General features: G+C 65.2%; 8 protein-coding genes and 1 tRNA gene. 5 read left to right on the plus strand and 4 right to left on the minus strand.

What is annotated here, in order from left to right:
• Nucleotides 1-112 precede the first annotated feature (112 nt).
• Genes infB through rimP form a run of 4 tightly spaced genes read right to left on the minus strand, consistent with a single transcriptional unit; the run spans nucleotide 113 to nucleotide 6009 of the window.
• On the minus strand, nucleotides 113-3154 hold the full coding sequence (gene infB, locus DKG74_RS06700; RefSeq protein WP_109903972.1) for a translation initiation factor IF-2: 3042 nt from the start codon (nucleotides 3152-3154) through the stop codon (nucleotides 113-115).
• A gap of 3 nt (nucleotides 3155-3157) precedes the next feature.
• Nucleotides 3158-3859 (minus strand): RNA-binding protein, encoded by a 702-nt coding sequence (locus DKG74_RS06705; RefSeq protein ID WP_109903974.1) that lies wholly within the window; start codon nucleotides 3857-3859, stop codon nucleotides 3158-3160.
• A complete protein-coding gene (gene nusA / locus DKG74_RS06710; RefSeq protein ID WP_109904606.1) occupies nucleotides 3828-5384 on the minus strand; it encodes a transcription termination factor NusA in 1557 nt (518 codons plus the stop codon). Before nusA ends, DKG74_RS06705 begins: the two co-directional genes overlap by 32 nt.
• 10 nt (nucleotides 5385-5394) lie before the next feature.
• Nucleotides 5395-6009: a ribosome maturation factor RimP gene (gene rimP / locus DKG74_RS06715; protein ID WP_341475850.1), complete on the minus strand. Its 615-nt coding sequence runs from the start codon at nucleotides 6007-6009 to the stop codon at nucleotides 5395-5397.
• 308 nt (nucleotides 6010-6317) lie between these two features.
• On the opposite strand from rimP, the gene DKG74_RS06720 reads away from it, so the two are divergent.
• From DKG74_RS06720 to DKG74_RS06735, 5 genes are all read left to right on the plus strand, one after another.
• Nucleotides 6318-8465 carry a hydantoinase/oxoprolinase family protein gene (locus tag DKG74_RS06720; protein WP_109903978.1) on the plus strand — a complete coding sequence of 716 codons (2148 nt, stop codon included), beginning with the start codon at nucleotides 6318-6320 and terminating at the stop codon, nucleotides 8463-8465.
• Between the two features lie 20 nt (nucleotides 8466-8485).
• The gene (locus tag DKG74_RS06725) at nucleotides 8486-10813 is read left to right on the plus strand and encodes a hydantoinase B/oxoprolinase family protein (protein ID WP_109903980.1); all 2328 of its coding nucleotides are present in this window, start codon (nucleotides 8486-8488) and stop codon (nucleotides 10811-10813) included.
• A 23-nt stretch (nucleotides 10814-10836) separates the two neighbouring features.
• Entirely contained in the window at nucleotides 10837-11343 is a 507-nt protein-coding gene (locus DKG74_RS06730; RefSeq protein WP_109903982.1) for an acetone carboxylase subunit gamma, read from the plus strand.
• A 171-nt stretch (nucleotides 11344-11514) separates the two neighbouring features.
• Nucleotides 11515-11626: transfer RNA gene (locus DKG74_RS21660), tRNA-OTHER, on the plus strand.
• A gap of 152 nt (nucleotides 11627-11778) precedes the next feature.
• A complete protein-coding gene (locus DKG74_RS06735) occupies nucleotides 11779-12642 on the plus strand; it encodes a DUF3800 domain-containing protein (RefSeq protein ID WP_109903984.1) in 864 nt (287 codons plus the stop codon).
• The last annotated feature ends 235 nt before the right edge of the window (nucleotides 12643-12877 follow it).

The following is a 12877-nucleotide window of genomic DNA, read 5'->3' on the forward strand; positions in this document are numbered from 1 at the left end:
AAAGACGAACTCCGGCCGTCGGGCCGGAGTTCACTGTTCCCTTCAGGGCCATTGCGGCCCCGCGAAGCGGGCCAGGGCGGCGGATGCCGCCGCCCGGTGCTTGAGGGCAGACTTAGAGCGTCCGCGCGATTTCCTCGATCTCGAAGCATTCCACGACGTCGCCGACATGGAAATTTTCGTAGTTCTCGAAGGCCATGCCGCATTCGAAGGTCGCCTTCACTTCCTTCACTTCGTCCTTGAAGCGGCGGAGCGAGGACAGCGTGCCTTCGTGGATGACGACGTTGTCGCGGATCACGCGCACCTTGGCACCGCGCTTGACGATGCCATCGGTGACGAGGCAGCCCGCGACCTTGCCCGACTTGGTGATCTGGAAGGTCTCGCGGATCGAGGCGTAGCCGAGGAAGGTTTCCTTCAGCGTCGGCGCCAGCAGGCCCGAGAGCGCCGACTTCACGTCATCGACGAGGTCATAGATGATCGAGTAGTAGCGGATCTCGACGCCTTCGTGATCGGCCATCTCGCGCGCCTGCTTGTTGGCACGCACGTTGAAGGCGATGATCGGGGCGTTGGACGCCTTGGCCAGCGTGACGTCGGATTCGGTGATGCCCCCGACCGCGTCGTGCAGGATGCGGACCTGGACCTCGTCGGTGCCCATCTTGGTGAGCGAGCCGACGATGGCTTCGAGCGAGCCCTGCACGTCCGCCTTGATGACGACCGGCAGTTCCTTGGCCTGACCTTCCTTGATCTTGCTGAACATCTGTTCCAGCGAGACGCGGGCGGTACCGACGGCGCGCTGTTCCTTGGTCCGGCGCTGACGGAAGGCGGTAACCTCGCGGGCACGGGCTTCCGAGTCGACGACCTGGAAGTCGTCGCCCGCCGACGGCGTGCCGGTCAGGCCCAGCACTTCGACCGGGACAGCCGGGCCGGCTTCTGTCTGCTGATCGCCGCGATCGTTGAGCAGCGCGCGCACCTTGCCCCATTCGGAACCGGCGACGAAGATGTCGCCAACCTTCAGGGTGCCCTTCTGGACCAGCACGGTGGCGACCGGGCCGCGGCCGCGGTCCAGCTTGGCCTCGATCACGACGCCCGCCGCCTCGCGGTTCGGGTTGGCGCGCAGCTCGAGGATTTCCGCCTGCAGGAGGATGGCTTCCTCCAGCTTGTCGAGGCCGATGCGGCTCTTGGCCGAAACCTCGATCGCCTGAACCTCGCCGCCCAGCTCTTCCACCACCACTTCGTGCTGAAGCAGGTTCTGGCGGACCTTGTTGGGGTTGGCGTCCGGCTTGTCGATCTTGTTGATGGCGACGACCATGGGCACGCCGGCGGCGCGGGCATGGCGGATCGCCTCGACCGTCTGCGGCATGATGCCGTCGTCGGCCGCGACCACGAGGACGACGATGTCCGTCACCTTGGCGCCGCGGGCGCGCATGGCGGTGAACGCCTCGTGGCCCGGGGTGTCGAGGAAGGTGATCTTCTGGCCGCTGCCCAGCTTCACCTGATAGGCGCCGATGTGCTGGGTGATGCCGCCGGCTTCACCCGCGGCGACGTCGGTCGAGCGCAGGGCGTCGAGCAGCGAGGTCTTGCCGTGGTCGACGTGACCCATGACCGTGACGACAGGCGCGCGCGGCTCCAGGTTCTCGTCGACGTCGACTTCGCCCTCGAGGCCGATTTCGACGTCGGACTCGGCGACGCGCTTCAGGCGGTGGCCGAATTCCTGCACCACGAGTTCGGCGGTGTCGGCGTCGATCGACTGGTTGATCGTCGCCATGACGCCAAGGCGCATGAGCTGCTTGATCACGTCGGCGCCGCGCTCGGCCATGCGGTTGGCCAGTTCCTGCACGGTGATGACTTCCGGCACGATGACGTCGCGGACGACCTTCACCTTGTCTTCCTGGCCGCGCATCTGGCGCTTCTCACGCTCGATGCGGCGACGCATGGAGGCGATGGAACGCTGACGCTCCTCGCCGTCGATGGCGGCGGTGACATTCACCTTGCCCGAACGGCGCTTGTCGTCGGTGCGGCCGGGCTTGGGCGCCACGACCTTGGGCGCGACCTTGCCCGGCACGCCGCCCGGCTTCTTCGAGCGCGGACGCTCCTCGTCGTCGAGCACGCGGGGCAGGCTGCCCGGGGCACGCGGCGCACTGCGCGGCGCCTCGTCGGTGGTTGCCGTGGTGGCATCGGCCTTGCGCGCCGCGCCCGGATTTTCCTGCTCCAGCCGGCGGGCGGCTTCGGCCTCGGCCTTGCGGCGGGCGTCCTCGTCCGACTTGCGGCGGGCATCTTCCTCGGCCTGGCGGCGTTCGGCGGCGGCCTTTTCCTCGGCGAGGCGGGCATCCTCGATCAGGCGGCGCTTGGCCTCGATCTCGGCGATCTGGCGGGCACGTTCTTCCGCGACGCGGGCGCCTTCGAGGGCGCGGGCACGGGTGGCCTTTTCCTCGTCGCTGAGCGAGCGAAGCACGACGCGGCCCTTGGTCTGGGCCTGCGGGTTGGGGCGCTGCTGCTGCTGACCCTGGGGACGGCCGCCCTGCGGCTGACCGCCCTGCGGGCCGCGCTGCTGCTGCGACGGACTCGGCCGGCCGGGGATATGGCCCGGCGGATTCTGGTTGGGCGACATGCGCGGACCGGTGGCCGAAGGCGCCGGAGTCGCCGCGGGCGCCGCCTCGGGACGGCGCACGGGGGCTTCACCCAGGATCTTCGGGCGCACCACGGGGGCGCTCGCCTCGATGATGCGGGGCAGGCCGGCGTCGGCGCGCGACGGCCGGTCGGCCTCGCTCGCGGCGGGCGCGGGCGCTTCAGCCGGGACGGCGACGGGCGCGGCTTCCGCTGCCGGGGTCGGGGTCGGCGCGCTGTGCGGGGCGGGGGTCGGCTGGACCGAAACCGGGGGCGCCGCCGGGGCGGTCGCGGCCGGGGCGGTCGCGGCCGGGGTCGACGGGCGCGGCGGCACAGGGGCGGGCGCCGACGCGGGCGCGGCCGCCGCCGGTGCGGGATGGCCGGGCTCGACCATCCGCTTGCGCTTGTGCTCGACGACAACCGGCTTCGACCGGCCATGCGAGAAGCTCTGACGCACCTGACCCGCGGCCTCGACCGCCGGCTTCTTCATCTGAAGCGTGCGCGAGCCGCCGAGGCTCAGCTTCTTGTCGTCGTTATCCTTGACGTCACTCATCGATCATTCCGCCTGCGCCCCAGCCCGGGGCAATTCCGGCCCGTTGGCCGCTACCAATAAACGAAACCCGGCGAGGCGTCGCGCCTCGCCCAGGAACTGCTCTGCCAGCCGGCCGGGTTTGAAGGCTGCATGTATTACATTTTCCCGGCCCAATGCCAAACTCAATTCGGCGCTGGTCAGTATCTCGGAATGCATGGCAGCGGCCGAAATCGACCGCAGCTTGCGTTTTCCGTCGGCGGCGCCGTCGCTGGCGCCGAGAAGGAGCCCCGGGGGGCCCTTGCGCGATTGGGACTCGATCTTGTCGAAGCCGGCCGTCACCTCGCCCGCCCGCCGGGCAAGGCCGAGGATGTCCATGCAGCGCCGGGCGAGCATGGCCTCGATCCGGTCGGCAAGGCCGTCCGGCACCGTCAGCGGGCCTTCATGGCCCGCGCGCGCGGCGGCCTTGGCGAAAATCTTCCTGGTGACCGCGCGCTCGATCGCGTCGCGCCGGGCGCAGGTCCAGAAACCGCGCCCGGGCAGGATTGCCTTCAGGTCGGGGACCAGCGTGCCGTCGGGGCCGACGACATAACGGATCATGGCCTCGCGTTCGAGGGTTTCCCCGGTCGCGATGCAGCGTCTGATGGGGCCGGGCCCGTCGTCGGCAGCGCCATTGGCTACCGACGGCGCGGGCACATCACTCGATGGCGTCAGAGGAGGCGCTTGCATCACCCTCCTCCTCGTCGGCGAACCAGTGGGCTCGGGCGGCCATCACCATCTCGGTGGCCGAATCCTCGTCGAGGCCGAAGTCCTTCAGGACACCGTCCTTGGCGCTGATCAGCTCGTCGGTCGACAGATCGGCCAGATCGTCCAGCGTCTTCACCCCGGCGCGGCCGAGGGCGACCAGCATGGCCGGCGTGACATGAGGCAGGGCGGCGATGGCGTCCTCGACCCCCATCTCCTTGCGCTCTTCCTCGAAACGGGCGTCGCGCTCGGCGATCTTCTCGCGGGCGCGCTCCTGCAGGGCGGCGGCGATTTCCTCGTCGAAGCCCTGGATGCCCGACAGCTCGTCCTCGGCGACATAGGCGACTTCCTCGATCGAGGTGAAGCCTTCGGCGGCGAGCAGCTGGGCGATGGTCTCCTCGACGTCCAGCTCACGCACGAACATCTCGGACTTGTTGCGGAATTCCTCCTGGCGGCGGGTCGATTCCTCGGCCTCGGTCAGGATGTCGATGTCCCAGCTGGTCAGCTGCGAGGCGAGGCGGACGTTCTGGCCGCGGCGCCCGATGGCGAGCGACAGCTGATCGTCCGGCACCACGACCTCGATGCGGCGGGTTTCCTCGTCGAGCACGACCTTGGCGACTTCGGCCGGGGCGAGGGCATTGACGATGAAGGTGGCCGGATCGGGCGACCACTGGATGATGTCGATCTTCTCGCCCTGCAGCTCGCCGACCACGGCCTGCACGCGGCTGCCGCGCATACCGACGCAGGCGCCGACGGGGTCGATCGAGCTGTCGCGCGAGACGACGGCGATCTTGGCGCGGCTGCTCGGATCGCGGGCGACGGCCTTGATCTCGATGATGCCGTCATAGACTTCCGGCACTTCCTGGGCGAACAGCTTCGCCATGAACTGCGGGTGGGTGCGGCTGAGGAAGATCTGCGGGCCGCGGGCCTCGCGCCGGACGTCGTAGACATAGGCGCGGCAGCGGTCGCCGTTGTGGAAGGTCTCGCGCGGCAGGCTCTCGTCGCGGCGCATGATCGCCTCGGCCCGGCCGAGATCGACGATGACATTGCCATATTCGACGCGCTTCACGAGGCCGTTCACGACCTCGCCGATGCGGTCCTTGAATTCCTGGTACTGACGCTCGCGCTCGGCGTCGCGCACCTTCTGCACGATCACCTGCTTGGCGGTCTGGGCGGCGATGCGGCCGAATTCCAGCGGCGGCAGCGATTCCGACAGGAAGTCGCCGACCTGGGCCGCCGGGTTGCGCGTCAGCGCGTCGTCGAGGCCGATCTGGGTGGCGTCGTTCTCGACCGTCTCGACCACTTCGAGCAGGCGGTACAGGCGGGTCTCGCCCGACTTCGGGTCGATCTCGGCGCGGATCTCGTTCTCGCTGCCGTAACGCGAACGCGCGGCCTTCTGGATCGCCTCTTCCAGGGCTTCCAGAACGACGAATTTGTCGATCGACTTCTCGCGGGCGACCGCGTCCGCGATCTGCAGAAGTTCGAGCCGGTTCGCGCTGACAGCGGCCATCTTCATCACCTCAAGCGGTCTTTTCGCCGGCAGGCTCGTCGGCCACGGCGGCATCGTCAATAGTCTCTTCGTCGCCTTCGGCGTCGGCGACGGCGGCCACCCGGGCCACGTCCTCGGCGCCCGGCGGCAGCAGCGTGCCCTTCAGGCTGGCGGCGATCAGGTCGTCGGTCAGCACGAGGCGGGCCTCGCCGATCAGCGGGAAGGGCAGGCGGTAATCCTGGCCGTCGACGGTGATCAGCACATCCTCGCCGTCGATGCCGGTCAGGCGGCCACGGTAACGCTTCCGCCCCTCGACCGGCATCACCGTCTCGACCTTGGCTTCATAGCCGGAGAAACGGCGGAAATCGTCCAGCTTCATCAGCGGCCGGTCGATGCCCGGCGACGAAACCTCGAGGACATATTCGCTGCTGATCGGATCCTCGACGTCGAGGATGGCGGAAACCGCGCGGCTGACGTCGGCGCAATCCTCGACGGTCATGGTGCCGTCGGGGCGCTCGGCCATGATCTGCAGCACGGGACGCTTGGCCCCGCCGAAACGCACCCGCACGAGAAGGAAGCCCATCGCGAGAAGCGACGGCTCGATCAGGGCGGCGATGCGGCTGGTCAGTTCCATTCCTGTCCTCAAACGACGAAGCGGGCCACCTGGCCCGCTTCGATCTCATCCCGAGGGTACCGTCGGGCTATGTGAGGTGTGATGTACAGCGCGGGGGCGAGACTTTCAAGTCTTTCGTCTCGAACCGGCGTTTCCGTGACCGGAATCCGGTCACCCCTGTCCGGCGTGATCAGGGCCCGGACACCGGCCGCGGGCACCGCATGGGCACCGCGATGGCGGATTCCCTCGATCCCGCGCGCCCTGAAGGCGCTGGCACGGCGCTTGCCCCTGTCCTCTGGCGCGGCCGGAAAAAAAGCGGCCGCCGGACAACGGGAGGAACCATGCAAAGCCAAGACAGCACCGTTCAGGTGATGGGCATCGACGCCGGCGGCACGATGACCGACACATTCTTCGTCCGGGCCGACGGCCGTTTCGTCGTCGGCAAGGCCCAGAGCAATCCGGGCGACGAATCCCTCGCCATCCTCGAATCCTCGCACGATGCCCTCGCCCAATGGGGCCGCGAGGTCGACGAGGTCTATCCGGAACTCGTGACCTGCGTCTACTCGGGCACGGCGATGCTGAACCGCGTCGTCCAGCGCAAGGGTCTCGACGTCGGCCTGATCTGCAACAAGGGCTTCGAGCAGATCCATTCCATGGGCCGGGCGATCCAGTCCTATCTCGGCTATGCGCTCGAGGAGCGGCTGCATCTCAACACCCACCGTTACGACGAACCGCTGGTGCCCTATTCGAGGACCCGCGGCGTGACCGAGCGGACCGACGTCCAGGGCGAGATCGTCATTCCGCTGCGCGAGGATGAGGTGCGCCAGGCGACGCGCGAACTGGTCGCCGCCGGTTCGAAGGCGATCGCCATCGTCCTCCTCCAGTCCCACAAGAACGAGACCAGCGAGAAGCGCGCCCGCGACGTCTGCCGTGACGAGTTGAAGGCGATCGGCGCCGACATTCCGGTCTTCGCCTCGGTCGACTACTACCCGTCGCGGAAGGAAAGCCACCGCACCAACACGACGATTCTCGAGGCCTATGCCGCCGAGCCGTCGCGCCAGACCCTGAAGAAGGTCTCCGACCGCTTCAAGGCGCATGGCGCCAAATTCGACCTCCGGGTGATGGCGACCCATGGCGGCACCATCTCGTGGAAGGCGAAGGAGCTGGCGCGCACCATCGTCTCCGGCCCGATCGGCGGCGTCATCGGCTCCAAGCTGCTGGGCGAGCGGCTGGGCTACGAGAATATCGCCTGTTCCGACATCGGCGGCACCTCGTTCGACATGGCGCTGATCACCAAGGGCAATTTCGCCATCGCCTCCGATCCGGACATGGCGCGTCTCGTGCTCTCGCTGCCGCTCGTCGCCATGGACTCGGTCGGCGCCGGTGCCGGCTCCTTCGTCCGCCTCGATCCCTATTCGGGCTCGATCAAGCTGGGGCCGGATTCGGCCGGCTACCGGGTCGGCACCTGCTGGGAAGGCAGCGGGCTCGACACCGTCTCGGTCTCGGACTGCCATGTCGTGCTCGGCTATCTCAACCCGGACAATTTCCTCGGCGGGGCGATCAAGCTCGACGTCGAGCGGGCGCGCCGGCACATCAAGGCCCAGATCGCCGATCCGCTCGGCCTCTCGGTCGAGGACGCGGCGGCGGGGGTCATCGAGCTGCTCGACCTCAACCTGCACGAATACTTGCGCTCGAACATCAGCGCCAAGGGTTACAACCCGACCGACTTCGTCTGCTTCTCCTACGGCGGCGCCGGCCCGGTCCACACCTATGGTTACACGGAAGGCCTGGGCTTCAAGGATGTCATCGTGCCGGCCTGGGCCGCGGGCTTCTCGGCCTTCGGCTGCGCCTGCGCCGACTTCGAGTATCGCTACGACAAGAGCGTCGACATCGCGGTCGGCCCCGATGCCGGCGACGACGTGAAGACGGCGGCCTGCAAGGTGATCCAGGACGCCTGGGCCGAACTCGCGGCCAAGGTGATCGACGAATTCGTCATCAACGGCTTCCGGCCCGAGGACATCACCCTGCTGCCCGGTTACCGGATGCAGTACATGGGCCAGCTGAACGATCTCGAGATCACCTCGCCCATCACCGCCGCCGCCACGGTCGAGGACTGGCAGAAGATCACCGACGCTTTCGAGGAGACCTACACAAGGGTCTATGCCTCGTCCGCCCGTTCGCCTGAACTCGGCTTTTCGGCCACGGGGGCGATCATGCGCGGCCTCGTCGCGACGCAGAAGCCGGTGCTGCCGGAAGACGCCGACGGCGGCCCCGTGCCGCCCGCGGCGGCGCTGCTCGGCAAGCGTCCGTTCTATCGCCACAAACGCTGGGTCGAGGCCGCGGTCTGGCAGATGGAAGCCCTGCTGCCGGGCAACGAGATCACCGGCCCCGCGATCATCGAATCCGCCTCGACCACCTTCGTGGTGCCGGACGGTTTCGCCACGAGCCTCGACAAGCACCGCCTGTTCCATCTGCGGGAAGTGAAATAACGACAAGGGAGGACGAAAACATGAACAAGATCCTGAACAAGGACCGGGACCTCAATCTCGGCCTGCTCGGCACCGGCGTCACGCTGAAGCAATACCGCGCCGAGGTGATGGCGCGCACGGCGGCGAGCGGCCACTACAACGGTCTCGAGAAGCTTGAGCTGCGCGAGAGCGATCCGATCGGTTACGAGAAGCTGTTCTCGAAGATTCGCGGCGGCCTCGTCCATGCCCGCGAGACGGCGAAGAAGATCGCCGCCTCGCCCATCGTGGAGCAGGAGGGCGAACTCTGCTTCACCCTCTACAACGCGGTCGGCGACTGCATCCTGACCTCGACCGGCATCATCATCCATGTCGGCACCATGGGCGCCGCGATCAAATACATGATCGAGAACAACTGGGAGGATAATCCGGGCATCAACCCCGGCGACATGTTCACCAACAACGACTGCTCGATCGGCAATGTCCACCCCTGCGACATCGCGACCATCGTGCCGATCTTCTGGGCCGGCAAGCTGATCGGCTGGGTCGGCGGCGTCACCCATGTGATCGACACCGGCGCGGTTACGCCGGGTTCGATGTCGACCGGCCAGGTCCAGCGTTTCGGCGACGGCTATCAGATCACCTGTCGCAAGACGGGCGTGAACGACACCCCGCTGCGCGACTGGCTGCACGAGAGCCAGCGTTCGGTGCGCACGCCGAAATACTGGATCCTGGACGAGCGCACCCGCATCGCCGGTTGCCACATGATCCGCTCCATGGTCGAGGAGATCGTCGAGGCCGAGGGGCTGGAAGCCTACGAGAAGTTCGGTTTCGAGGTGATCGAGGAAGGCCGCCGCGGCCTGCAGAGCCGGCTGAAAGCCATGACCCTGCCGGGCAAGTATCGCAAGGTCGCCTTCGTCGACGTGCCCTATGCCCATCCCGACGTGCAGACGCCGTCGGCCTTCGCCAAGATCGACACGATCATGCATTCGCCGGTCGAGATGACGATCCGGCCGGATGCGAGCTGGCGCCTCGATTTCGAGGGCGCGAGCCGCTGGGGCTGGCACAGCTACAACGCCCATCATGTCGCCTTCACCTCGGGCATCTGGGTGATGATGACCCAGACCCTGGTGCCAACCCAGCGCATCAACGACGGCGCCTATTTTGGCACCGAATTCCGGCTGCCCAAGGGCACCTGGATGAACCCGGACGACCGGCGCACGGGCCACGCCTATGCCTGGCACTTCCTGGTCTCGGGCTGGAGCGCCATGTGGCGCGGCCTCGGTCAGGCCTATTTCAGCCGGGGTTATCTTGAGGAGGTGAACGCGGGCAACGCCAATACCTCGAACTGGCTGCAGGGCGGCGGCATCAACCAGGACGGCGAAGTCCATGCCGTGAACAGTTTCGAGGCCTCGTCCTGCGGCACCGGCGCCGGCGCGATCAAGGACGGTCTCAACCATGCCGCCGCGATCTGGAACCCCGAAGGCGACATGGGCGACATCGAGATCTGGGAGATGGCGGAGCCGCTGCTCTATCTCGGGCGCAATGTGAAGGCGAACTCGGGCGGTTACGGCAAATACCGGGGCGGCTGCGGCTTCGAGACCCTGCGCATGGTCTGGAAGGCGCAGGACTGGACCATGTTCTTCATGGGCAATGGTTACATGAACTCCGACTGGGGCTTCATGGGCGGTTATCCGGCGGCGACCGGCTATCGCTTCGAGGCCCATGACACCGGCCTGCAGGAGCGGATCGAGAAGGGCCTGTCCCTGCCCCTGGGCGGCGACCTCGACCCGTCGCATCCCGCCTATGAGGCGCATCTCGGGGCCCGGGCCCGGGTGAAGCGCGACAAGCAGTGCATGACGACCGAGGACTGCTACGACAACCACGATCTCTATCTCAACTACCTGCGCGGCGGCCCCGGCTTCGGCGATCCGCTGGAGCGCGAGACCGACGCCATCGCCAAGGACCTGAACGAGGGCTGCCTGCTGCCCGAATTCGCCGCCAAGGTTCATGGCGCCGTCTCGGCGCAGGACGCGAGCGGTCGCTGGAGCGTGGACGAAGTGGCGACGGCGGAGCGCCGGGCGCATATCCGCAAGGAACGCCTCGCCCGCTCGAAGCCGGTCAAGGCCTGGATGGCCGAGGAGCGCGCGCGCATCCTCGCCAAGGAAGCTTCGCCCCAGGTCCGGCATATGTTCGCCACCTCCTTCGGCCTGTCGGAGAAATTCCTGAACGACTTCCGCGCGTTCTGGAGCCTGCCGGCCGACTGGACGGTGACCGAGGCTGAACTCGATGTGCCGTCCTACGGCGCCAAATACCGCATGGACCTGTCCCTGATGCCGGATGTGACCACCGTCGTTCAGGTCGAGGAATAACGAAGAGACAAGGGAGATCAGCAATGTCCACCTACACGAGGGAACAGGTCGCCAATCTGGTCGAGGGCAAGCTCGACTGGGATACCACTACCCGCATGTTGACCATGCCGAAGGACGAGGAACGTTTCGAACTCTATCTCGGCGTGCTGCAGGGCAAGGTGAAGTGGCACGACCGCATCGTCCTGCCGCTCGGCCCGCATCTCTATATCGTCCAGCAGGCGGCGACCAGGCGCTGGGTGACGAAATGCGGCTGCGGCCATGTCTTCTGCGGCTGGAAGGAGAACTGGAAGCTGCACGCCAACGTCTATGTCCGCGACACGGCCGAGGCGATGGCCGACGTCTACCCCGCGCTGATGGCGCCGGACACGGCCTGGCAGGTTTACCGCGAATATTACTGCCCGGACTGCGGCACCCAGCACGATGTCGAGGCGCCGACCCCCTGGTATCCGGTCATTCACGACTTCGAGCCGGATATCGACGCCTTCTACGGCGAATGGCTGGGCCTGCCGGTGCCCGAGCGCGTCGACTGAGCCATTGGTCGCGTGGCGTCATTCCGGCCACGGGGTGACGCCGCCGCGCGAACGCCTTGCTCTCCCCCGAGCATGACCTCGCCCCGGTGAAAGCCGGGGCATTTTTTTGTTGGTTGGATACTTAGCAGGCCATGTTGCACGACGCAGCCGATAGCTGTACCGTTTTGGCGTGCGGTTGTGGTGAAATTGGTAGACACGGCAGCTTGCCTAAGCGCTCTTGTTGAGCGTTTAGGAAGCTGCCAAGCGAAAGCTTATGCGGGTTCAAGTCCCGTCAGCCGCACCAAGCATTTTAAGTTTCGACGCAGCCTCGGCCTTGGTCGCCTTGTATAGGCTTTCTCAAAGCGAGCCCTGTCCTTATCACGGCAGGCTTTTCAAGCGGTTTATTTGAATTTTTCGAATTGATTTTAATTGTTATTCAATGGCGGTTTGTCTGTCATGACTGAAAAAACACCAGAATATGGATATTTAGCATGTATTGACGAGGCAGGTGACCCCGGCTTGAAAAAAGTTCGTCCCATTGATCCTGATGGCGCTTCAGAGTGGTTGATGCTGAGCGCTGTTGTCATGCGGGCAAAATGGGAAAATGACGTAGTTGCTTGGGTTGACAATATTAGAACGGGACTCGGAATTCGACAGCGTCGAGACCTTCACTATAGAACATTATCTCCTACACGAAAAATTGCGGCCGCCAATGCAATTTCTAGGCTCCCACTGCGTGGATTCGTAATTTGTTCTAACAAGAAAAATATGCGTGGTCATGAGAATAGGCGAGCTGCAAAAATACCATCCCAGGAATGGTTTTATAATTTCTGCCTTCGTCTTCTATTAGAGCGAGTCACTGAATTTTGCGCATTGAGGACTATTGCTGATCACGGGCGAAAGCTTCCAATTAAGATAGAATTTTCTCGAAGGGGCGGCCATCGCTACAGCCAAACAAGAGCCTATAGCCTTTATCTCGATCATCAACGCAAGGCTGGTTCAACTTTCCTCGAAAAACGATTGGTCCGAACCGATATGCTCAACACTGATCTCATGGAGGATCACCCGCACGATAGCCGGGCCGGTTTGCAACTTGCAGATATAATCGCAAGCGCCTTTTACCAAGCTGCCGATTGTCTTGGTCCAGGGAGTTGGGACGCAGATCCTGCCAAGGCACTTGCGCGGATTATGGCAACCGAGAAGGGCTCTCAGAAGGACTTCGGTGTTTGCCTGCAACCAACCCCGCCATGGAAGGCGAATCTTACCGCTGAGCAGCAACGGATTTTCGAGTACTATGGTTACAATTTTGCAAGATGGTAGGTAGGCCCCGGACCCCGTGTCCCAGCCCGCTTTTAGGACGCCATCCGATGGGCGACCGTCGCGCTGGTAGCCATCCGTTCTTTGCTCGGATGGCAGGGCTTGGATCGGCGTAGCCTACCTATCACTTAATCCCATAATTACACCGCTCTGTCAAGAATCATTCAGCGATTCCATGGACTTAGGGCTAACCGCTTGAGAATGAATCGCTTTTTCTCATGGCTTTCCAATCAACTGA

The organism is Zavarzinia aquatilis (genome assembly GCF_003173035.1).
Lineage (GTDB): Bacteria > Pseudomonadota > Alphaproteobacteria > Zavarziniales > Zavarziniaceae > Zavarzinia > Zavarzinia aquatilis.

What these genes read in the sequence shown, in the direction of transcription:
- DKG74_RS06705 (WP_109903974.1), bottom strand. Translation starts at nt 3,859, where the DNA reads ATGCAAGCGCCTCCTCTGACGCCATCGAGTGATGTGCCCGCGCCGTCG.
- nusA (WP_109904606.1), bottom strand. Translation starts at nt 5,384, where the DNA reads ATGGCCGCTGTCAGCGCGAACCGGCTCGAACTTCTGCAGATCGCGGAC.
- DKG74_RS06730 (WP_109903982.1), top strand. Translation starts at nt 10,837, where the DNA reads ATGTCCACCTACACGAGGGAACAGGTCGCCAATCTGGTCGAGGGCAAG.
- DKG74_RS06720 (WP_109903978.1), top strand. Translation starts at nt 6,318, where the DNA reads ATGCAAAGCCAAGACAGCACCGTTCAGGTGATGGGCATCGACGCCGGC.
- DKG74_RS06725 (WP_109903980.1), top strand. Translation starts at nt 8,486, where the DNA reads ATGAACAAGATCCTGAACAAGGACCGGGACCTCAATCTCGGCCTGCTC.
- infB (WP_109903972.1), bottom strand. Translation starts at nt 3,154, where the DNA reads ATGAGTGACGTCAAGGATAACGACGACAAGAAGCTGAGCCTCGGCGGC.
- DKG74_RS06735 (WP_109903984.1), top strand. Translation starts at nt 11,779, where the DNA reads ATGACTGAAAAAACACCAGAATATGGATATTTAGCATGTATTGACGAG.